This is a genomic window from Thalassospira xiamenensis M-5 = DSM 17429, assembly GCF_000300235.2.
Classification (GTDB): Bacteria; Pseudomonadota; Alphaproteobacteria; order Rhodospirillales; family Thalassospiraceae; genus Thalassospira; species Thalassospira xiamenensis.
The window spans coordinates 3,889,017-3,910,677 of record NZ_CP004388.1 but is presented as its reverse complement, the minus strand read 5'-3'; the positions used below and the strand labels follow the sequence as shown (position 1 = coordinate 3,910,677).

At 54.8% G+C, this 21,661-nt stretch carries 16 protein-coding genes; 11 read left to right on the top strand and 5 right to left on the bottom strand.

What is annotated here, in order from left to right; genetic code table 11:
* Positions 1 to 12: 12 nt before the first annotated feature.
* The 3 genes from TH3_RS18170 to TH3_RS18160 form a co-directional block, all read right to left on the bottom strand.
* Positions 13 to 729, bottom strand: a complete 717-nt coding sequence (locus TH3_RS18170) for a Crp/Fnr family transcriptional regulator (RefSeq protein WP_139328056.1) — start codon at positions 727 to 729, stop codon at positions 13 to 15.
* 166 nt (positions 730 to 895) lie between these two features.
* Positions 896 to 1,567, bottom strand: coding sequence for a response regulator (locus tag TH3_RS18165; protein ID WP_007091662.1), 672 nt, complete (start codon positions 1,565 to 1,567; stop codon positions 896 to 898).
* A gap of 60 nt (positions 1,568 to 1,627) precedes the next feature.
* Complete coding sequence (locus TH3_RS18160; RefSeq protein ID WP_040061224.1) at positions 1,628 to 3,031, bottom strand: cache domain-containing protein; 1,404 nt, start codon at positions 3,029 to 3,031, stop codon at positions 1,628 to 1,630.
* A gap of 434 nt (positions 3,032 to 3,465) precedes the next feature.
* On the opposite strand from TH3_RS18160, the gene TH3_RS18155 reads away from it, so the two are divergent.
* The 5 genes from TH3_RS18155 (at position 3,466) to TH3_RS18135 (ending at position 12,563) form a co-directional block, all read left to right on the top strand.
* A complete protein-coding gene (locus TH3_RS18155) occupies positions 3,466 to 6,933 on the top strand; it encodes a pyruvate carboxylase (RefSeq protein ID WP_007091660.1) in 3,468 nt (1,155 codons plus the stop codon).
* Between the two features lie 16 nt (positions 6,934 to 6,949).
* Positions 6,950 to 8,434 (top strand): FAD-linked oxidase C-terminal domain-containing protein, encoded by a 1,485-nt coding sequence (locus tag TH3_RS18150; protein ID WP_007091659.1) that lies wholly within the window; start codon positions 6,950 to 6,952, stop codon positions 8,432 to 8,434.
* A 90-nt stretch (positions 8,435 to 8,524) separates the two neighbouring features.
* Positions 8,525 to 9,766, top strand: coding sequence for an FAD-binding protein (locus TH3_RS18145; RefSeq protein ID WP_007091658.1), 1,242 nt, complete (start codon positions 8,525 to 8,527; stop codon positions 9,764 to 9,766).
* Entirely contained in the window at positions 9,766 to 11,085 is a 1,320-nt protein-coding gene (gene glcF / locus TH3_RS18140; RefSeq protein ID WP_007091657.1) for a glycolate oxidase subunit GlcF, read from the top strand. Before TH3_RS18145 ends, glcF begins: the two co-directional genes overlap by 1 nt.
* 110 nt (positions 11,086 to 11,195) lie before the next feature.
* Positions 11,196 to 12,563: an IS1182 family transposase gene (locus TH3_RS18135; RefSeq protein WP_040059618.1), complete on the top strand. Its 1,368-nt coding sequence runs from the start codon at positions 11,196 to 11,198 to the stop codon at positions 12,561 to 12,563.
* Between the two features lie 36 nt (positions 12,564 to 12,599).
* Here the strand turns inward: TH3_RS18135 and TH3_RS23365 are convergent, their stop codons facing one another.
* Positions 12,600 to 13,004: a hypothetical protein gene (locus tag TH3_RS23365; RefSeq protein ID WP_233421797.1), complete on the bottom strand. Its 405-nt coding sequence runs from the start codon at positions 13,002 to 13,004 to the stop codon at positions 12,600 to 12,602.
* A gap of 424 nt (positions 13,005 to 13,428) precedes the next feature.
* On the opposite strand from TH3_RS23365, the gene TH3_RS18125 reads away from it, so the two are divergent.
* From TH3_RS18125 to phoB, 6 genes are all read left to right on the top strand, one after another.
* The gene (locus tag TH3_RS18125; protein ID WP_007091981.1) at positions 13,429 to 14,457 is read left to right on the top strand and encodes a PstS family phosphate ABC transporter substrate-binding protein; all 1,029 of its coding nucleotides are present in this window, start codon (positions 13,429 to 13,431) and stop codon (positions 14,455 to 14,457) included.
* Positions 14,458 to 14,592: 135 nt separating this feature from the next.
* A complete protein-coding gene (gene pstC, locus TH3_RS18120) occupies positions 14,593 to 15,972 on the top strand; it encodes a phosphate ABC transporter permease subunit PstC (RefSeq protein WP_007091982.1) in 1,380 nt (459 codons plus the stop codon).
* Positions 15,965 to 17,314, top strand: a complete 1,350-nt coding sequence (pstA, locus tag TH3_RS18115; RefSeq protein WP_007091983.1) for a phosphate ABC transporter permease PstA — start codon at positions 15,965 to 15,967, stop codon at positions 17,312 to 17,314. The genes pstC and pstA overlap by 8 nt, the downstream gene beginning before the upstream one ends.
* 1 nt (position 17,315) lies before the next feature.
* Entirely contained in the window at positions 17,316 to 18,119 is an 804-nt protein-coding gene (pstB, locus tag TH3_RS18110) for a phosphate ABC transporter ATP-binding protein PstB (protein ID WP_037987065.1), read from the top strand.
* Between the two features lie 21 nt (positions 18,120 to 18,140).
* Positions 18,141 to 18,863: a phosphate signaling complex protein PhoU gene (gene phoU, locus TH3_RS18105; protein ID WP_007091985.1), complete on the top strand. Its 723-nt coding sequence runs from the start codon at positions 18,141 to 18,143 to the stop codon at positions 18,861 to 18,863.
* 17 nt (positions 18,864 to 18,880) lie between these two features.
* The gene (phoB, locus tag TH3_RS18100) at positions 18,881 to 19,576 is read left to right on the top strand and encodes a phosphate regulon transcriptional regulator PhoB (protein WP_007091986.1); all 696 of its coding nucleotides are present in this window, start codon (positions 18,881 to 18,883) and stop codon (positions 19,574 to 19,576) included.
* Between the two features lie 62 nt (positions 19,577 to 19,638).
* Here the strand turns inward: phoB and TH3_RS18095 are convergent, their stop codons facing one another.
* Positions 19,639 to 21,399 carry a cation:proton antiporter domain-containing protein gene (locus TH3_RS18095; protein ID WP_007091987.1) on the bottom strand — a complete coding sequence of 587 codons (1,761 nt, stop codon included), beginning with the start codon at positions 21,397 to 21,399 and terminating at the stop codon, positions 19,639 to 19,641.
* Positions 21,400 to 21,661: the final 262 nt, after the last annotated feature.

Below are 21,661 nucleotides of genomic sequence, written 5' to 3'. Positions count from 1 at the left end.
TGCACAATCTGATCAGGCTGCTTCGTGATCAAGTCCGGCGACGACCTGAAGTGCTTTGACATCAAGATCGAATTCCGAACGGCAGCGCGGGTTTAGATGACCGTTTCGGCGAAATTCGGCGATGATCCTGCTGGCGGTTTCGGTGGTGATACCCAACATTGCGCCAATATCTTCCCGACCGGGCAGAACGCAACTGTCATCCGCATGATCACACAGATAAAGGCACAGCCGTGCAACCCGTTCCCGGGCAGATCCGGTCGACATCTGGGTCAACCAGTTATCTGATTCCATTACCGCCTGATGCCAGCGTGTGAGCAACTGTTTGTGTAAATGGGGGCTTTCGCGATCAAGTTTTTCAACAACCGCAACCGGAATCCGACATAACGCGCTGTCCTGAAGGGCTTCGGCGTGATGGGCAAAACTGTCGCTGACGAGGGCTTCAAGGCCGATTGTGCCACCGGGGCGGACGAGGCGCACAACCCGTTGTGAACCATCGGCCAGATAATGCGTCAATTTGATCAGACCGCTGCGCAAGGTGAACAGCGCGTTTGCAGTGTCCCCGGCATTGTAAAGGATCGCGCGTTTGGCAATTGCCATGTCCTCAATCGGCAGATGAACCAGTTTGAAATCGTCATCCGTCAGATCGTTGAAAAGCGCAAGTTGCCGGACGCCGCATCGGCGGCAGCGCAACATGTCTGGCATGGTTGATTGCGGCGCGGAGTAATTCACAAAACCCCCTGACGGAACGGGACAGATGCAGGATCGGTCGCCGCAGGCTGTTAAATGGAAGCACTCTAAATCTTTGAGCAATCTACCCTATTGGTTTGTAAATTCAACCTAATAGCGATCAAAAGGTGAAAAACATCACAATAGTACGACTTTTTCGGGCGTGCCGTCAGGCGGTGCTGTCCAGGGTGACAAGGCCCTTTTCTATCGCATAACGCACGAGGCCGGCGGAGCTGTCGATGTCGAGCTTGCGCTTGATGTTGCGGCGATGGGTTTCCACGGTACGCACACTGATATCAAGTTCGCGGGCGACATGTTTGTTGCTGGCACCTTTGGCCAGAAGCCGCAAGACGGTGCGTTCCCGCGTGGTCAGCGGCATGCCATCGTCAGGCACGCCTTCGGTGTTGCTGATGCGATCAAATGTCGGACTGTAAGCTTCGCCGCCATTTGCAATTGCCTCGATCGCGCGCACCATGTCGTTTGACGATACATCTTTCAGTATAAAGCCGCGCGCACCTGCCAGTCGGGCAGTACGAAGATATTCCGGATTCTCATGCATGGTCAGGATGATGACCTTGATATCGGGCATGGTTTCGCGGAATTTTTCGGCGGCTTCCAGCCCGTTCATGACCGGCATCGAGATATCCATCAGAACGATGTCGGGTTTGACATTTCCGGCCAGCGACAGGGCTTCCATGCCGTTTCCAGCCTCGCCGACGATATCGATATGGTCATAGCATTCAAGACGCGAACGAATGCCATCCATGACCAGCGCATGGTCGTCGCACAGCAAAACACGAATGGGACGGTTGGGCGAATAGGGGGTATTTGCGCTGCTCATGGTCAATTCAGTTCTCTGTCACATTGCTGAAACATCTGGGCCGAAACATCTGTTGCCACCTTAGCCGCTGATGACGGTGACGGGTAGATCATTATCACGCGAAACCGGAATATAGGCAGTTATGGTTGTTCCATCGTCCGGTTCGGATTTGACGGTCATGCCCCCACCATGGAATTCCATGCGTTCGCGCATATTGCGAAGGCCGATCCCCGCACGCGGATCACGGTTGCGAATATACCGGTTGGTTTCAAATCCGACACCGTTATCGATGATTTTCATCACGACACTTTGACCTTCGCGGCGGATCGTGACCTTGATATGCGTGGCATCGGCGTGACGTTCGATATTGGTCAGGGTTTCCTGCAAGACGCGATACAGTGTCGTTTTCTTTGCGATATCGAGAACCACATCGATATTGTCCGATTTGACATCAATCTGCATGTCGGACCGGTCTGCCAGTTCCTTGCACATGCTTTCAATCGCGGGGCGCAGGCCAAGATCATCAAGAACCGCCGGGCGCAGGTCGCGCGATATGCGACGGACTTCGTGGATGGCATCCTGCAATCGCTTGGCGGCCTTTTCCATCGGTTCGGTCGCGGCATTCTTTTCCGGTCCCAGGCGTGCGATTGCGGTTTCGATCGAATATTTGACGGAAACAAGAATCTGACTGATGCCGTCATGCAATTCGCGCGACACTCGCAAACGTTCCTGTTCCTGAACGTCGACAACCCGATGGGTCAGTTCCTTTAGCTTGGAATCGGCAAGTTTGCGTTCTGAAAGCGTGACGACAGTGCCCGAAATACCAACCAGCAAAACCGCAAGAATGGTGATTCCGACAATTGATATGGTCGTGTCACGGATGTGGGATGATACCTCGGTCTCGATTTCCTTCACCTGTTCGGAAATGTCATCGATATAAATCCCGGTACCGATCATCCAACCCCATTTTTCAAGCATCAGGGAATAGGCGATTTTTTCGGCGGGTTCGCCGGTTGACGGTTTTTCCCAGACATGGCGCAGGAAACCACCACCTTTTTCGGCATTGAAAATCAGCGCCTGAATGACGGAATTTCCATTCAAATCGCGCAGGTTCCAATATGTGCGACCCAGACGCCATGGCTGTGGCGGGTCGACAAGGGCCGTACCATCGCGGTCATAGATAAAGAAATAGCCATCCTCGCCATAGGACAGGTCTTCGATGATGCTTTTGACCCGTTCCTTGGAAACGGCATCCAGCGGGCTTGCGACCGAATAAATGTGATCTATCGAAGCAAGGGCGAGTTCAAGATAGCTTTTAAGCTCTTCCTTGCGGGCTTCGAGAATGTTGCGTTCGAACGTTCTGATTTCTGCTTCGGCCAGTCGTTCGGCCTGTGCAAATACCAGATACGATATTGCCGCAGCGGCCAGAACCAGTGGCAGGATCGACAGCAGCAAAAACTTTAGTCGAAGATTGATTTTCCGCATGGGCACAACAGTCTCGGATACAGGAAGAATTTTCGGGCCGGACAATATCACAAAAGCACCAAAAGTCTGCGCCTGATAACAGGTTTCGAACCTTTGGGTTGCATTAGGTTCGGGCGCGATTTTCCACATGGTGAAAAGACACTGGCTGCGGTAAAGTGAAACTGGTATTACCAATTTCGAAGATCATGCTTTGACAGAGGCAGCGCATTGCGCATATATCAGACACGTCGCCTGCCCACCGGGCGCCAGGAACCCTGGATGCGCTGCACGCGTTTTAACGTGACAGACATCCTTTATCGCCACAGATGGTATGGCGTTGCAGGCATCCCGCACCGCAACGCATTCCGGGATCATATCGTGGCGTTTCTCTTGGTTTTCGGCAGGGGCGCACAGGGACGCACCTGCCCTACAAATCTGGTAGGAGCCCGGTGTCCATGACGCGTTCTGCACCAAAGCGTATCCGTAAACTTCTGGTCGCGAACCGCGGTGAAATCGCGATTCGTGTTCTGCGTGCCGCCAACGAGCTTGGCATTCGCACAGTTGCCATCTTTTCCGACGAAGACCGTTTTGCCCTGCACAGGTTCAAGGCCGACGAAAGTTACACCGTTGGCAAGGGCAACAAACCCATTCGGGCCTATCTTGATATCGAGGATATCCTGCGTGTTGCCCGCGAAGCCGGTGTTGATGCCATTCACCCGGGCTATGGGTTTCTGTCTGAGAACCCCGATTTTGCCGACGCCTGTGCCGAGGCCGGAATAACGTTTATCGGTCCTGATTCCGAAGTCATGCGGACATTGGGTAACAAGGTTGCCGCGCGTAATCTGGCAGAAAGTGCCGGTGTGCCCGTAATGCCGGCATCGGGTGCATTGCCTGACGATATGAATGAAGTTACCCGCATCGCCGATCAGGTCGGTTATCCGATCATGCTGAAGGCCAGTTGGGGTGGTGGTGGCCGCGGGATGCGCGTCATCGAGAATTCCAAGGATCTTTCCAAGCAGGTTCTGGCCGCCAAACGCGAAGCCGCCGCTGCATTTGGCAATGACGAGGTTTATTTTGAAAAACTGATCCGTCGCGCCCGCCATGTCGAAGTCCAGCTTCTGGGTGATACGCATGGCACTTTAGTGCATCTGTTTGAACGTGACTGTTCGGTTCAGCGACGCAACCAGAAGGTCGTTGAACGCGCACCCGCCCCCTACCTTGACGAAGAACAGCGCAAAGAACTTTGCGAAGCAGCCCTTCGTCTGGGGAAGGCCGCGAATTACGTCAATGCGGGGACCGTCGAATTCCTGATGGATGTTGATACATCCAAGTTTTACTTCATCGAGGTCAATCCCCGCATTCAGGTCGAACATACCGTGACGGAATGCGTGACCGGATTTGACCTTGTGAAGGCGCAAATCCTTGTTGCGCAGGGGGGGCGCATCGGTTTCCCGTCGGAAACCGGTATTCCGTGGCAGGACAAGATCAAGCTGCGTGATCATGCGCTTCAGTGCCGCATTACGACGGAAAACCCTGAAAACAGCTTTGTGCCCGATTACGGGATCATCAAGGTGTATCGCGGGGCCAACGGTTTTGGCATCCGTCTGGATGGTGGCACGGCCTATTCCGGGGCGGTGATCACCCCGTTTTATGACAGTATGCTGGAAAAGGTCACCGCATGGGGAAGTACCCCGCGCGAAGCGGTCGACCGTATGGACCGCGCCCTTCGCGAGTTTCGTATTCGCGGTGTTGCGACCAATCTGGCGTTCCTTGAGAACCTGATCAATCACCCGAAATTCCGGGCCGGTGAATATACCACGCGGTTCATTGATGAAACGCCTGAACTGTTCAAGTTCGTGCGCCGTCGCGACCGCGCGACCCGTTTGCTGCGTTTCATTGGCGAGGTTACGGTCAACGGTAACCCGGAGGTCGAAGGCCGGGTGGTACCGACAAACCTGCATGCGCCGGTGATGCCGAAATCGATTGATCTGGGTGAAATCCGCCCGGGCACCAAGCAGAAGCTTGACCAGTTGGGGGCCGAGGGCTTTTCACGCTGGATGAAGGATCAGAAACGCGTTCTGATCACCGACACCACGATGCGTGATGCGCATCAGTCGTTGCTGGCGACCCGGATGCGGACCTTCGATATGCTTGAAATCGCGCCTTATTATGCGCATGGGCTGCCGGAGCTGTTTTCGCTGGAATGCTGGGGCGGGGCGACGTTTGACGTCGCGATGCGGTTCCTTAAGGAAGATCCGTGGGATCGTCTGGTCAAGTTGCGTGAACGGGTTCCCAATATCCTGACACAGATGCTGTTGCGGGCGTCGAACGCGGTCGGTTACACCAACTATCCCGACAATGCGGTCGAGTATTTCGTCAAGCAGGCGGCAGAACACGGCATGGATGTTTTCCGTGTGTTCGATTCCCTGAACTGGGTCGAAAACATGAAGGTTGCCATGGATGCGGTTCTGAAAACCGACAAGCTGTGCGAAGCAACCATTTGCTATACGGGCGATATCTTTGACGAGAAACGCCCGAAATATAACCTTGATTACTATGTCAAAATGGCCCGGGAGCTTGAGGCATCCGGTGCGCATATCCTGGGGCTTAAGGATATGGCGGGGGTTCTGCGTCCGGCGGCGGCAACGACCCTGATCAAGGCGTTGAAGGATACGGTCAATATTCCGATCCATTTCCATACCCACGATACCAGCGGCATTTCGGCGGCCACCGTGATTGCCGCGATTGATGCCGGGGTGGATGCGGTGGATGCAGCCATGGATTCGATGTCTGGCCTGACATCTCAGCCAAACCTTGGTTCGATTGCCAATAACTATATCGGGCAACCACGTGATCCGGGGCTTAATACCGAGGCGCTTAAAGAAGTTTCGACCTATTGGGAACAGGTCCGGCGGTATTATGCCGGATTTGAAAGCGATATCCGCAGCGGTACATCGGATGTTTATGTCCATGAAATGCCCGGCGGCCAATATACCAACCTGCGCCAGCAGGCACGTTCCCTTGGTATCGAAGAACGCTGGCCGGAAGTGTCCAAAGCTTATGCCGCAGTCAACAGGATGTTTGGCGATGTCGTCAAGGTGACGCCAAGTTCGAAAGTTGTCGGTGACATGGCGCTGACGATGGTGACATCGGGTATTACTGAAAGGGACGTGCTGGACCCGAAAAAGGACATCGCATTCCCCGATAGTGTCATTTCGTTCTTCCGTGGTGAAATCGGTCAACCGGTTGGTGGCTTCCCGCCAGCCCTTCAGCGCAAGGTGCTTAAGGGGGCAGAAGCCCTTTCGGATCGACCGGGCAAATCCATGGCCCCGATTGATTTCGAAGCAACCCGCAAGGAAATCGAAAAGAAAACCCATCGCAGCATCAGTGATGCCGAGGTTGCATCCTATGTGATGTATCCCAAGGTGTTCCTTGAATATGCCGAACATCGTAGTCACAACGCCGATGTCTCGATCCTGCCGACCCCGATCTTCTTCTATGGCATGAGCCAGAATGACGAGATTTCCGTCGATCTGGAAAAGGGCAAGACGCTTGTGATCCGCTATCTCGCGACCTCCGAAGGCGGGGACGAGGAAGGTAATCGGACCGTGTTCTTTGAACTGAACGGCCAGCCCCGGACAGTCAAGGTTGCCGACAAGACATTGGCCGCCACCGGCAAGGTCAAACCAAAGGCCGAGGATGGTAACCAGCTTCATATCGCGGCCCCGATGCCGGGCCTTGTCGTCGAGGTCCATGTTGCCGAAGGCCAGAAGGTCAAGGCGGGCGATGTGATGTGTTCGCTTGAGGCGATGAAAATGGAAACCGCGGTTCATGCGGAAAGGGACGGGGTCGTGGCAACCATTCATGCCCCCGCAGGTACACAGGTCGACAGCAAGGATCTGCTGATCGAATTAAGGGAGTAAACGTCGCATGCTTAGGATGCCTGAGCCGGATCAATCGACCCTTGCACGTCGCAAGGATATCATCGCCGCCATGCGGGACATCGTTCCGAACGAAGGCGGGGTTATCGTCGATGAAGACCGGCTCAGGCCCTATGAATGCGACGGGTTGATGGCCTATCGCCAGCTTCCGATGATCGTGGTCCTGCCCGAAAATACCGGGCAGGTCGCGGCCATTCTGAAATATTGCCATACCCACAAAATTCGTGTCGTTCCACGCGGGGCGGGCACCGGCCTTTCGGGCGGGGCGTTGCCGATGGCGGATGCGATCACGATCAGCATGATGAAATTCAACCGCGTGCTGGATATCGACTGGGACAATCGGGCGGTCGTCGTGCAGCCCGGTGTGACCAATCTTGGGATCACGCGCGCGGTCGAACATAAGGGGTTTTATTACGCCCCGGACCCGTCCAGCCAGATCGCCTGTTCGATTGGCGGCAATATCGCGGAAAATTCGGGCGGTGTGCATTCCCTGAAATACGGACTAACCACCAACAATGTCCTTGGTGTTGAAATGGTCACGATCGAAGGCGAAATCCTTCGGATCGGGGGTAAGGGACTGGATCAGTCGGGCTATGACCTCTTGGGGGTGATTACCGGGTCCGAGGGGTTGCTGGGCATTGTAACCGAAGTCACGGTGCGGATTCTGCGAAAGCCTGAAACGGCGCGCGCGCTTCTGCTTGGCTTTAATAGCAGCGAAGAAGGTGGCAATTGCGTTGCCCGGATCATTGCCGACGGGATCATTCCGGGCGGTCTTGAAATGATGGACGCCCCGGCCATCAAGGCGACCGAGGGTTTCGTGCATGCGGGTTATCCGCTTGATGTCGAGGCGTTGCTGCTTGTTGAACTCGATGGGCCAAAGGTCGAGGTCGATTATCTGATTGAACGTGTCGGCGCGATTGCCAGGGAATGCGGTGCGGTTTATTCGCGCATTTCCGAAAGCGAGGATGAACGTCTGCTGTTCTGGTCGGGGCGCAAGAATGCCTTTCCGGCGATTGGGCGCATTTCGCCTGATTATATCTGTATGGATGGCACCATTCCGCGCCGCCGTCTGGCCGAAGTCCTGACCGGCATGCAGGTTTTGTCGCAACGTCACGGGTTGCGGGTTGCCAATGTTTTCCATGCCGGGGACGGCAATCTGCATCCGCTCATCATGTTTGATGCCAATCAGCCCGGTGAACTGGAACGGGCGGAAGCCTTTGGGGCGGATATCCTGAAGCTTTGCGTCGAGGTTGGCGGGGTATTATCCGGCGAGCATGGGATTGGCGTCGAAAAACGCGATCTGATGCCTGAAATGTTCACCGAAGACGACATGAAGCATCAGGAACGCCTGAAACTGGCGTTTGACGAGGATGAATTGCTTAATCCTGGCAAGGTTTTCCCGACCTTGCATGGCTGCGGGGAACTCAAAACCCTGCACGCGCGCGAAGTCGCCAGCAAGTTCCCGGATATCCCGCGCTTTTAGGCCGGAATGAGAGACGAGAAGAAAAATAATCCTGTCATCGGTTCCCACCAACCGATCGGCAAGGATCAGGAGAGGAAGAGAGAAACCGTCATGACGGAAGTCATATCCCCCGCCACGCCCGAACAATTGCGCGAGGCCATCAGTTGGGCGCTTGGCTCAAAAACCCCGCTGGAAATCATCGGGTCGGGCAGCAAGATATCATACGGGCATGCGGTTGCGGCCAGCCATGTTCTGGACCTGTCGAAACTGACCGGGGTTTTGTTTTACGAACCCGAAGAACTGGTGATGTCGGTGCGTGCCGGAACGTCTCTTGCCGAAATTCACGGCATCTTGCGCGATAAAAATCAGCAATTCCATTTTGAACCCGGAAATTTTCCGGGATTGCTGGCCGATGGCGTGGCTGATCATGCAGGAACGATTGGCGGGCTGATTGCGTGCAATATTTCCGGGCCGCGCCGGATCAAGGTCGGTGCGGCACGCGATCATCTTTTGGGATTTGAAGCCATCAGCGGCCGGGCCGAGGATTTTAAATCCGGTGGACGGGTCATGAAGAACGTAACCGGGTTTGATCTGTCAAAGCTGATGGCGGGATCGTTTGGCACGCTTAGCGTGATGCATACCATCACCATGAAAGTCATGCCGTGCGACGAGAAAACCCGAACCGTTCTGATCGCCTGTGATGATATGCAAATTGCAGGCAGTGCCATGACGCGTGCCCTGGGCAGCGAGAACGAGGTTTCGGCCGCCGCATGGATTGCGCGGGAACAGGTTGTAAAACTTGGTCTGGACATTGTGACCGGCATCGGGACCGGTATTGTCGCGCTGCGCGTTGAAGGTCCTGCACCCTCGGTTGCCTGGCGGTGCGAGGCATTGCGTAAGCTTCTGGCCGATATCGGTGCCAGTGAAGAACTTCATAGCGCCAACAGCAACGCGTTCTGGCAGGCGGTTGCCGATGTTGTCCCGTTTGCAGGGGGGATCGGATTGCTATGGCGTGTTTCCGGGCCACCGGCATCTGGCGGTGCGATTGCTGCGAAACTGGCCGACGAAACCGGCGGGAAGATCATGATGGATTGGGCCGGGGCGCAAATCTGGCTTCAATTGGCCGGGGGTGATGCGATGGCCGATAAAGTGCGCGACATTGCCGTGTCCTACGATGCGCGGGCAGTTCTGGTGCGCGCGCCCGAAGATATTAGAAATCAGGTGCCGGTTTTCCATGCCGAGGACGCGGCTTTGGCGCGGATCAATGCGAGAATCCGCGAGAATTTTGACCCTGAAGGTATCCTTAATCCGGGCCGGATCGGACACATGATTGCCAAGCGGGGGAACGCGTAATGCAAACGAACTTTACCGCCGCCCAGCTTGCCCACCCGGCAATTGCCGAAAGTGAACAGATCCTGCGGAAATGTGTGCATTGCGGGTTCTGTACCGCGACATGCCCGACTTTTGTGACCTTGGGGGATGAACTTGATAGTCCGCGCGGGCGGATTTACCTGATCAAGGACATGCTGGAAAACGATAAACCGGCGACGGAAAAGGTGGTCAAACATCTTGATCGGTGCCTGTCGTGCCTGTCCTGCACAACGACATGCCCGTCGGGTGTCGATTACATGCATCTGATCGACAATGCGCGCGCCCATATCGAAGAAACCTATGACCGGCCGTTTGCGGATAAATGGTTGCGCCGGATTTTATCGATTGTCGTGCCAAACCCGACGCTTTTCAGGCTTTCGCTGATCGGGGCGAAACTGGCATCGCCATTCGCACGGTTTTTGCCGGGCCGTCTGAAGGGCATGGTCAAAATGGGGGCGCGCCATATGCCGCCGCCAAGCTGGGTCGACAAGCCGCAGGTGATCCCGGCAATTGGTCAACGCAAAGGCCGGGTCGCCATCCTGACCGGCTGTGCGCAACAGGTTCTTGAGACCGAGATAAACGAGGCAACCGTTCGTTTACTGACACGCCTTGGCATCGAAATCGTTGTGGCCCAAGGGGCGGGTTGTTGCGGGTCGCTTGTCCATCATATGGGAAAGGAAGCGCAATCCCATCAACAGGCCAAAGCCAACATTGATGCCTGGAGCCGGGAACTTGCGGGCGAGGGGCTTGATGCGATTGTCATTACAGCATCGGGATGTGGCACAACGGTCAAGGATTACGGGCACATGTTGCGCCATGATCGGAATTACGCGGCGAAAGCGGCCAAAATTTCCGACCTTGCCTGTGATGTGACCGAATATCTGGCAGGGATTGATGTCCCGGCGGATCGTTTTGCCGGGGCGACTCATGGCGGGGCGCGGGTTGCCTATCATTCGGCATGTTCGATGCAGCATGGTCAGAAGATCATTCGTGAACCGCGCGACCTTCTGAAAAAGGCCGGGTACGAGGTGCTTGAAATTGCCGAAGGGCATTTATGCTGCGGGTCGGCAGGGGTTTATAACCTGTTGCAGCCTGAAATCGCGGGCAAACTGCGCGACCGCAAACTTGGCAATATCAGAAACACGGCACCGGATCTGGTTGCGACGGGCAATATCGGCTGCATGGTGCAGCTTGAAACCGATGCGTTGAAAGTTGTGCATACGGTGCAATTGCTTGACTGGGCAGCAGGGGGACCGACCCCCGAAAAGCTTTTACCGTATTATGCTGAAAAGATCGCCTAGACAACGGTTTGGACGTCTAAATACAAAAGCCCGCCGACGTTGCGTCGTGCGGGCTTTCAGACTGCTGACAAAGTCCTCGCCATTGGCGGGGATTTTTGATTCAATGGGGAATGCTTAAGAAACCCAGCCCACATCAAACCGAACTTGAGATGGTGACACTCGACAGTTTGGTCCCCAGCGATCATTTGCTTCGTAAGATCGATGCCGTGATCGATTTCAGTTTTATCCATGCGCGCGTGGCCGATTTGTACTGCGCGAACAATGGCCGTCCCGCCCTTGATCCGGTGATGATGTTTAAGGCGCTGTTCATTGGCTATCTGTTTGGCGTGCGCTCGGAGCGCCAGCTTGTGCGCGAGATTGAGGTCAATGTCGCCTATCGCTGGTTTTTGCAACTCAAGCTGACCGACAAGGTCTTTGATGCCTCGACCCTGTCGCAGAACCGGCGGCGTCGATATCATGATGCCAGTGTTGCGCAGGATATTTTTGACGAGATCGTCGAGCAGGCGATCAGGCACGGGCTGGTGGATGGTAAGGTTCTCTATACCGACAGCACGCATTTGAAGGCCGATGCCAACAAGAACAAATGGGACCGCGAAGTGGTTGCCAAATCGCGCGCGGCCTATTGGGATGATCTGGATCTGGCGATTGAGGAAGACCGGGCGGCTCATGCGAAAAAGCCGCTCAAAGCCAAGGAACGCCAGCCGGTTGAGAAAGAAACCAAGATCAGCCGAACCGATCCCGACAGCGGATATATGGTGCGCGACGGCAAGCCCAAGGGCTTTTTCTATCTCGATCACCGCACGGTCGATGGCAAGCTTGGGATCATTACCGACAGTTACGCCACCCCGGCCAATCTGCATGACAGCATTCCCTATCTCGACCGTCTTGACCGACAAAGGCAGCGTTTTGACCTTGATGTTATCGCCGTCGGACTGGATGCGGGCTATGCGACCGCCGCGATTGCCAAAGGCCTTGAAGATCGTGACATCCTTGGCGTGACGGGCTATCGCCGCCCGAACCTTCGGGAAGGCTACATCCCCAAACGCAAATACGTTTATGACCCTGAACGTGATGCTTATCGCTGCCCCGAAGGTCAGCTTCTGTCTTATGCGACAACCGACCGAAATGGATACCGCCATTATCACAGCGACCCGGAAAAATGCCGCACCTGTCCTGTGCTGGCTTCCTGTACCGCCAATGCCCACCACCGAAAAACTGTCACGCGCCATGTCTGGCAAGACGCCAGAGACCGGGCTGACGCCTATCGTCTGACAGAGTGGGGTAAGCGGGTTTACAAGCGCCGAAAAGAGACGGTCGAACGCTCTTTTGCAGATGCCAAACAGCTTCACGGTCATCGATATGCAAGGTTCCGGGGACTGATCAATGTCAAATGCCAATGTCTGCTGGCCGCCGCCGCCCAAAACATCAAGAAAATAGCCCTGGCTTTGGGCCCCAAGGGGCCAATCGCCGAGGGATAATCCCCTCGGCACACTCAAGCCGGCTTTCAAAAACCTCTAAAAGAAAAACCCCGCCAAAATATGACGGGGTTTGTCAGCGGTCTGAAAGCCCGCCGACGTTGCGTCGTGCGGGCTTTTATGCATCTCGTAAATGCTGGCTACCCGCCGAAACTTTCGACCAGGCACCCCGATATCAGATACCATCCATCGACCACCTACGCTGCTGTCTTCGGCAAAAGCAGCGGTTTTTTCGCGAATCCAGTTCTGAACTTCGGCTTCGCTGACATCGACCTTTGTTGCCATCACCGCAATGACGGCTTCCATGGCAAGGACATGAGACGCAATGTTGTTGACCGCGACATGCAGGTCATCGATGTGGCGTGATGCGGCCTCGGACATGTCGCCCAGTTCACCGGAAAGCTTCTGGATCAGTTCCTGAATCTCGTCGAGCGAAGTGCTCATGGTCGTCTCCCTTTTGCGCGGTTCTGCGCTACTTCCCCAACGGATTGATATCTTATGAACAAGCTTCGTGTTTTCGGGGGCTTTGTAAAGGCAGGGAAACCGAAAACAGTTAACGGTCTGCTGCCGTGCGGTCGTCTATCCAGTCCGGGTGATGTTTCAGGGCAATGTTACAGTTTATGTAACGAAGGCTGTCAAACCTGCGGCTGGAAACAGGAAAAATGCCGGTTTCAGTTTTGATTCCGGCACGGATCTGTTTCAGAAAAACCTTTGATTAATAAAGGTTTTTTCGAGGTTTTTTTCATCTCCGATGCGTTGTCACATAACGTTAACAAAAGTGACGCAATACCGTAAGCACCCAGCGTTAGAGTCCGCCTCGCAGATCGTTGCACCGTTCCGGTTTGGAACAATTACTGGGGAATTTACCATGAAGAAGACTCTTGCTGTTGCGGCGCTGATGAGCGTTGCCTTTGTTGGCGCGGCCCAGGCACGCGACCAGATTCGTATCGTTGGTTCGTCCACCGTTTTCCCGTTCGCAACTGCGGTTGCTGAAGAATTCGGTAAAACCACCTCCTTCAAGACGCCGGTTATTGAATCGACCGGTTCCGGCGGTGGTCTGAAGCTGTTCTGCGCCGGTGTTGGCGAACAGCATCCGGACATTACCAATGCTTCGCGTCGCATCAAGAAGTCCGAAGTTGAAACCTGTGCCAAAAACGGCATCAGCGAAATCACCGAAGTCAAAGTCGGTTACGACGGTATCGTTCTGTCGAACTCCAAAGATGCTCCGCGTCTTGACCTGACCAAAGAACAGCTCTTCCTGGCGCTGGCCAAAACCGTTCCTTCGAAAGACGGCAAGTCGCTGATCGATAACCCGTACAGCACCTGGGCCGAAATCGACCCGAGCCTGCCGGACGTTAAAATTGAAGTTCTCGGCCCGCCCCCGACCTCCGGTACCCGTGACGCTTTCACCGAACTGGTACTTGAAGAAGCCTGTGACTCCTTCGAAGCCATCAAGGCAATCAAGGACAACAAAGATCAGCACGGTGCAGTTTGCAAAGGCGTTCGTGAAGACGGTGCCTATGTCGAAGCCGGTGAAAACGACAACCTGATCGTTCAGAAACTCGAAGCAAACCATGATGCACTTGGCATCTTCGGCTTCTCGTTCCTTGATCAGAACGGCGACAAACTTCAGGGTTCCCTGATTGCCGGTGTCGAGCCGACCTTCGAAGCCATCTCGGATGGTTCTTATCCGGTGTCGCGTTCGCTGTACTTCTATGTCAAGAACGCCCATGTTGGTACCATTCCGGGTATCAAAGAATATCTGACCGAATTCACCTCTGACAAAGCATTTGGTGGCGAAGGTTACCTTGCTGACCGTGGCCTCATCCCGATGGATGCGACCGAGCGTGAAGCAGTCCGTAATGCTGCGCTGAACCTTGCTCCGCTGAGCATGTAACGCGATCTTTCAACCGGTGGCAGCCTTTTCTGCCACCGGTTTCTTTGTTTTCAGGCTTTAATTGATTTATTCTTGGACCTGCCTTAAACGCGCACCAAGTTTTTTGGTCATTCTTTGGCAAATGGATTAATCGCAATGTCCCTGACCTATTTGCTGCTTGCTGTGGCACTCCTGTGTGCCGTGTCATTTTATTTCGGTCGACAGCGCGCGGTGGCCCTGTCGAACGGTCGATACAGCAATCTTCATTCGCTGCCTGCGCATTACGGGATGTATACGGCGTTGTGGTGCGGCCTGCCGGCTTTGGGCCTTTTGCTGGTTTGGATGATGTTTGAAGGGACGATCATTCAGACAATGATCGTTGCCGATCTTCCCGAAGAAGTGACGTCCAATTCCGGGTTGTTATCTTTGGCGCTTAACAGTATCTCGCAAATTGCTGCCGGAGGCGGGGAACATCTTACCGTTTCTCCCGAGATTGTAGAGGCCGGCCATCGGCTTGCCAATCTTAACACCATCGCAAATGCTGCTCTTATTGTTGTGATGGTGTCTGTTGCCCTGGTGGGCTTGGCTCTGTCTTACCGCCGGATTTCTTCGGAAATGCGTGCGCGAAACAATGTCGAACGGCTGTTTCGCTATATCATGATCGTGTGTTCGGCGATTGCCATCCTGTCGACGGTCGGCATTGTTTTCTCGCTTTTGTTTGAAGCGCTGCATTTCTTTGGCAAGGTCAGCCCGCTGGACTTCCTGTTCGGTCTGGAATGGAGCCCGCAGACGGCCATCCGCGCAGATCAGGTGGCGTCCGACGGTGCATTTGGCGCAATCCCGCTTTTTGTTGGAACATTGCTGATTACGCTGATTGCAATGTTTGTGGCGGTGCCGGTCGGTTTGTTCTCTGCCATCTATATGGGTGAATATGCATCGCCGAAATTCCGGGCGGTTGCCAAACCTGCCCTTGAAATTCTGGCCGGTGTTCCGACGGTTGTGTACGGCTTCTTTGCGGCCCTGACAGTTGCTCCGTTCTTGCGCGACAATGGTGCTGTGCTTGGACTTGATGTCAGTTCCGAAAGTGCGCTGGCTGCGGGGCTGGTCATGGGGGTCATGATCATTCCGTTCGTCTCATCGCTGTCTGATGATGTCATGTCACAGGTGCCGAAGTCGTTGCGCGACGGATCATATGGCCTTGGTGCAACAAGGTCTGAAACCATTCGGCATGTGATTTTCCCCGCAGCCCTGCCCGGTATTGTTGGTGCGGTATTGCTGGCGGTGTCGCGTGCGATTGGTGAAACCATGATCGTTGTGATGGCTGCCGGACTTGCTGCCAACATGACGGTAAACCCGTTGCAGGCTGTGACCACTGTTACCGTGCAGATCGTAACACTTCTGGTCGGTGACCAGGAATTCGACAGTGCCAAAACCCTGTCGGCATTTGCACTGGGTCTGCTTCTTTTCCTTATCACCTTGGGTCTGAACGTGTTTGCCCTTAAGGTTGTTCAGAAGTATCGCGAGAAATATGACTGATATGGCATCGCTTATGGAAGACAGAGCCGCCGCAAAAGTGATCTCTGGCAATCTGCACACGCCGGTTGACTGGGACAGCCCGAAATTGGCACGTAACATTAAAAAACGTTACGCAGCGGAACGCAGGTTCAAGATTTACGGCTTAAGCGCAATTGCCATCGCCCTTATGGCGCTGGTTGTGCTTGGCTATTCGATCATTTCGAAAGGTTATAGTGCCTTTTTCCAGACCTATGTTCAGATGGAAATCTTTTTCGACCCGGCCAAGATTGATCCGGACGGAACAGGTGATCCGGCAATTATTGGCCGGGCCAATTTTGATGGTCTGATCAGGGATGCACTGAGCAAACAGTTCCCGGAAGTGAGCGGACGTAGCGAACGGCGTGATCTCTATGACATTGTTTCGGGCGGGGCATCTTATGATCTGCGCGAGAGGGTGCTTGAAAATCCGTCTCTGATCGGACAGACCCGGAAGGTCTGGCTGATTTCCGGTGACGACTTTGATATGCTCAACAAAGGTTATATCAGTGCAAACACAGACGAAGGCGACCGTCGCCTGAACGATCAGGAAATTGGTTGGTATAATACACTGGTCTCTCAAGGATCGGTCGAAAAGCAGTTCCATACGCGGTTCTTTACCAATGGTGATTCCCGCGAACCGGAATTGGCCGGGATCTGGGGCGCTGCGGTCGGGTCGTTCTATACACTGGTTGTGACATTGATACTGTCGTTTCCGATTGGTGTTCTGGCAGCGATCTATCTGGAAGAATTTGCACCGCGAAACCGGTTCACGGCGATTGTCGAAGTCAACATCAACAACCTTGCGGCTGTGCCGTCGATCGTGTTCGGTCTTCTTGGGCTTGAGGTTTACCTTAATGTCATGCACCTGCCGCGGTCGGCCCCGGTTGTTGGTGGTCTGACGTTGGCCCTCATGACATTGCCGACCATCATCATCGCATCACGTGCGGCGATCAAGGCAGTGCCGCCGTCGATCCGGCAGGCTGCCCTTGGTCTTGGGGCATCGCCGGTTCAGACGGTGACCCATCATGTGTTACCGCTGGCGATGCCCGGTATTCTGACCGGGACCATCATCGGCATGGCGCAGGCTCTCGGGGAAACCGCACCGCTTCTGATGATCGGTATGGTGGCGTTTATTGTTGATATCCCGGGCGGGGCACTCGATCCGGCGACAGTTCTGCCGGTGCAGATTTATCTGTGGGCGGATAGTCCGGAACGTGCCTTTGTTGAGAAGACTTCGGCGGCCATCATGGTCTTGCTGGGCTTCCTGATCCTGATGAACGGATTGGCCGTGTATCTGCGCAAGAAATTTGAACGGAAGTGGTAAAATGGCTGTTGTAACTCAAAGCGCAATGACGGCAGAGCCGTCAGTCACTAGCCCGAAAATGACGGCCCGTGACCTCAATCTTTTCTACGGCGACAACCAGGCGCTTTTTGATGTCAATCTTGACATTGTCGAACGCCAGGTCACAGCACTTATCGGCCCGTCGGGCTGCGGCAAATCAACCTTCCTGCGGTGCATGAACCGCATGAATGACACGATTGACGGTGTCACGATCAAGGGCAAGGTAACGCTTGATGACCGTGATATCTATGACAAGGCAATCGACGTTGTTCAGTTGCGCGCGCGCATTGGCATGGTGTTCCAGAAACCGAACCCGTTCCCGAAGTCGATTTATGACAACGTGGCCTATGGCCCACGTATTCACGGTCTGGTGAATTCGCGCGACGAGCTCGATGAAATCGTCATGACCTCGCTTGAACGGGCGGGTCTACTGAAAGAAGTCAAAGACCGTCTGCCGGAACCGGCAACCGGTCTTTCTGGTGGGCAGCAGCAGCGCCTTTGCATTGCACGTGCGGTTGCCGTCAGCCCCGAAGTCATCCTGATGGATGAACCGTGTTCGGCACTTGACCCGATTGCAACCGCAAAGGTCGAGGAACTGATTGACGAGCTTCGTTCGAACTACACCATTGTGATCGTGACGCACTCCATGCAGCAGGCTGCCCGCGTGTCGCAGCGCACGGCGTTTTTCCATCTCGGCAAGCTGGTCGAAGTGGGCGAAACCGATCAGATTTTCACCAATCCCAAGGACGAGCGCACCAAGGGATACATTACGGGTCGCTTCGGTTAAGTCCGGGCAGGAGTATTTTCGATGGTCGATGAGAAACATCATATCGTCAGTTCGTTTGACGAAGAACTGACCCGTCTTAACAACATCATTTCGCAGATGGGCGGGCTTGCCGAAAGCCAGCTGATTTCCGCCATTCGTGCGATCGTTAAACGGGATTCGGAACTGGCCGAGAAGGTCATTCTTTCCGATCACCGTATCGATACGCTGGAACAGGAAGTGCAGGATTTTGCCGTTCGTCTTCTGGCCCTGCGTCAGCCGATGGCAGATGACCTGCGGCAGGTGGTGACCGCGCTTAAACTGTCCAACGATCTGGAACGTATCGGTGATCTGGCGAAAAACATCGCCAAGCGTGCGCAGGTTCTTAACCAGGTGCCGCCGATCCGCCCGGTTCAGGTGATCCCGAACATGGCCAAGCTGTGCCAGGAAATCATCAAGGACGTTCTGGATGCCTATATCGAAGGTGATGCGGAAAAGGCCCAGCGTGTCTGGGCGCGCGATCAGGAAGTTGACGATATGTACAATTCCCTGTTCCGTGAACTGCTGACCTATATGATGGAAGATCCGCGTAACATCACGGCATCGACCCATCTGCTGTTTATCGCCAAGAATATCGAACGTATTGGCGATCATGCGACCAACATTGCCGAAACGATCTATTACCGGATCAAGGGCGAAGACCTGCCGATGGATACTCGGCCAAAAAATGACGCGGCGAACTTTGCCGTCGTAGAACCGAATGAGTGACACTGGAGCATAGGAAGATGGACCCAACGGTTCTTATCGTCGAGGACGAAGCTGCAATCGTAACCATGTTGCGCTACAACCTCGAACGCGAGGGGATGCAGGTTGTCGAAGCCGGGGACGGTGACGAAGCGTTGAAAATTCTGGCCGAAACCCATGTCGATCTGGTCCTTCTGGACTGGATGCTGCCGGTGATGTCAGGGATCGAGGTTTGCCGCCAGATCCGCCGGAAGCCTGAAAGCCGGGATTTGCCGGTGATCATGGTCACGGCGCGTGGTGAAGAAGGTGACCGCATCCGCGGCCTTGATACCGGGGCCGACGATTATGTGACCAAGCCGTTTGCGATTGGTGAATTGCTGGCCCGTATTCGCGCACTTCTGCGTCGATCCGGTCCGGCGCAACCACAAGGGCAGTTGATCTATTCCGATATCGAAATGGATCTGGCCGCCCATCGTGTCAGTCGTAACGGCAAGGCTATCCATCTTGGCCCGACCGAATTCCGTCTGCTGCGTTATTTCCTGGAACATCCGGGGCGGGTTTTCTCGCGCGAGCAGCTTCTGAATGCGGTTTGGGGGCCGAATATCTATGTCGAAACCCGCACGGTTGATGTTCACATTCGTCGTCTGCGAAAGGCATTGAATGACGTCAAGGGAACGCGCGATGTGATCCGCACGGTTCGTGCCGCGGGTTATGCACTGGATGTCGAAGCCGCCTGATTGCGGTTATTCCGGAAGACGAAACGAAAGACCCCCATTATTGTGATGGGGGTCTTTGCGTTTCAGGTGCTTTTCCTGGATTTTGCCGGTTTGGCAGTTTTTTGTGCCTGGTCTTCGGTTTTTTGGCGCGCGGTGCGCGGGGCAAGTTCGTTCATCAGCAGCATATCGGCACGCCGGAACTTGGCTATTTCGATATCGATATCTTCCTGCGGGATATCGCAGGCCGCCAGAACGTGATCGGACAGGCGTAAACCGGTTTCAAGTACCTCTGGGATGGCCGCATCGGCACCACTGCGTGACAGCGGACCGATATGGGTGATGTCCTGGGCACGGGCAAAGATTTTCAGATGTGGATAATGCTGTCGCAGCAAGGCGACGGTCTTTTCGGTTGCGTGCGGGTTGCCCATGGCAACGGCGGCAATATGGGCCTGTTCGGTATGGGCGGCACGAAATGTTTCCGGTCGGGACCCATCGGCAAAATAAACCGGCAGACCTTCGGCTCGGCCACGCGAAACCTGTTGGGCATCGGATTCCAGAACGATAAACGGGATTTCCTTGGTGCGCAGCAGACGGGCCAGAACCCGGCCGACGCGCCCGCAACCAATTACCAGAACATGTTTCTGAATGCCGTCGGTTTCATCCGAAATCTCGCTTAGCTGATCGGTTTCCTTGGGATGAAGCTTCTGTTCGATGCGATGGCCGAGCGAAATCAAAGTCGGCGTCAGACCCATCGAAATCGCAACCACCGGGATCAGCATCACGGCGATGTCAATCGGAACCGCCCCGTTCTGCGATGCCAGTGCAAGCATGACGAAGGCGAATTCACCACCGGCGGCCAGGCTCATGGCGACCCGGATTGAAGATGCACGGTTAAAGCCGATCAGCAGGGACAATCCGAAAAGAACCGCTGCCTTTATGACCAGAAGCCCGATCAGCCACAAAATGATCGTTCCGGCCTGACCGATGACCACATTGGCATTGACCGACATTCCCACAGACATGAAGAACAGCGACAGGAAAACACCGCGAAATGGCGAAATGTCGGCTTCGATCTGATGGCGGAATTCGGTCTCGGCCAACATTACCCCGGCGATAAAGGCACCAAGCGCCATTGAAAGGCCCGCGGCTTCGGTCAATGTGCTGGCAGCCAGAACGACAAACAGGGTCCCGATTGCAAAAAGTTCCGGGTTTTTAAGAGCCGCAATATACCGAAAGAGTCGCGGCAGCAGATAACGACCGGTCAGCAACAATACAGCAACCGCCCCCACACCGCTTAGTGCGCTGATCCAGGGGCTGGTTTCGCTCCCGGCATTGCCAGCGGCCTGCACCATGATCAGGAAGGGACCAACCGCAACGTCCTGCAACAGCAGGATGGCAAGGGCTGCACGCCCGAAACGTGTGTGCAACTGGCGCTCATCGGAAAGCTGTTTAAGGATAATGGCTGTTGATGACAGGGCCAGTGCCCCGGCAATTACGATAGAGGCGGGCATATCGTAATTAATCAGCAGCAATACACCGAACATCACGGCCATCGTGACGCCGATCTGCAGGAAACCAAGGGTCGCGAACCGGCCCCCAATCACGCGCAAGCGTTCGCGCGACAATTCAAGACCGATCATGAACAGCAGAAAGACAATGCCAAGCTCGGCGACGGTTGAAATGTCTTCGCGGTCACTGATCAGGCCAAAACCGAAAGGGCCGATGCAAAAGCCGCCGATCAGGAAACCGATGATCGAGTTCGCACGTAATTTCTGTGCCAGCGGGACGGCAATCACCGCGGCGGTCAGGACAAGGAACAGCTCGAAAAGAACGCTGTGTGACATGATGGATTATGCGTCCGGCGCAGATAGGCGTGTAAAGGAAGTCGTTCAAATCAGGATAGCGGAAATACCCCTATGATTTCTATGGAAATTTCGCGTATGAGAGGGCATCTGTGATGGATGACACGTCTTAAGAGCAGGCGACCGCGACGATTGCTTTCGGTATGCGTGCCAGTGTGGGAACCGCATCACACCGATGTGACGAATGGTATTACGACGGGACGACGCAGCTTGCTATTCTGCGTTCGCAATGCCATGTTCCGCT

What these genes read in the sequence shown, in the direction of transcription:
- pstA (WP_007091983.1), top strand. Translation starts at nt 15,965, where the DNA reads ATGACTGATATGGCATCGCTTATGGAAGACAGAGCCGCCGCAAAAGTG.
- TH3_RS18165 (WP_007091662.1), bottom strand. Translation starts at nt 1,567, where the DNA reads ATGAGCAGCGCAAATACCCCCTATTCGCCCAACCGTCCCATTCGTGTT.
- TH3_RS23365 (WP_233421797.1), bottom strand. Translation starts at nt 13,004, where the DNA reads ATGAGCACTTCGCTCGACGAGATTCAGGAACTGATCCAGAAGCTTTCC.
- TH3_RS18150 (WP_007091659.1), top strand. Translation starts at nt 6,950, where the DNA reads ATGCCTGAGCCGGATCAATCGACCCTTGCACGTCGCAAGGATATCATC.
- TH3_RS18145 (WP_007091658.1), top strand. Translation starts at nt 8,525, where the DNA reads ATGACGGAAGTCATATCCCCCGCCACGCCCGAACAATTGCGCGAGGCC.
- TH3_RS18125 (WP_007091981.1), top strand. Translation starts at nt 13,429, where the DNA reads ATGAAGAAGACTCTTGCTGTTGCGGCGCTGATGAGCGTTGCCTTTGTT.
- TH3_RS18135 (WP_040059618.1), top strand. Translation starts at nt 11,196, where the DNA reads ATGCTTAAGAAACCCAGCCCACATCAAACCGAACTTGAGATGGTGACA.
- phoU (WP_007091985.1), top strand. Translation starts at nt 18,141, where the DNA reads ATGGTCGATGAGAAACATCATATCGTCAGTTCGTTTGACGAAGAACTG.
- TH3_RS18155 (WP_007091660.1), top strand. Translation starts at nt 3,466, where the DNA reads ATGACGCGTTCTGCACCAAAGCGTATCCGTAAACTTCTGGTCGCGAAC.
- TH3_RS18160 (WP_040061224.1), bottom strand. Translation starts at nt 3,031, where the DNA reads ATGCGGAAAATCAATCTTCGACTAAAGTTTTTGCTGCTGTCGATCCTG.
- glcF (WP_007091657.1), top strand. Translation starts at nt 9,766, where the DNA reads ATGCAAACGAACTTTACCGCCGCCCAGCTTGCCCACCCGGCAATTGCC.
- pstC (WP_007091982.1), top strand. Translation starts at nt 14,593, where the DNA reads ATGTCCCTGACCTATTTGCTGCTTGCTGTGGCACTCCTGTGTGCCGTG.
- TH3_RS18095 (WP_007091987.1), bottom strand. Translation starts at nt 21,399, where the DNA reads ATGTCACACAGCGTTCTTTTCGAGCTGTTCCTTGTCCTGACCGCCGCG.
- phoB (WP_007091986.1), top strand. Translation starts at nt 18,881, where the DNA reads ATGGACCCAACGGTTCTTATCGTCGAGGACGAAGCTGCAATCGTAACC.
- pstB (WP_037987065.1), top strand. Translation starts at nt 17,316, where the DNA reads ATGGCTGTTGTAACTCAAAGCGCAATGACGGCAGAGCCGTCAGTCACT.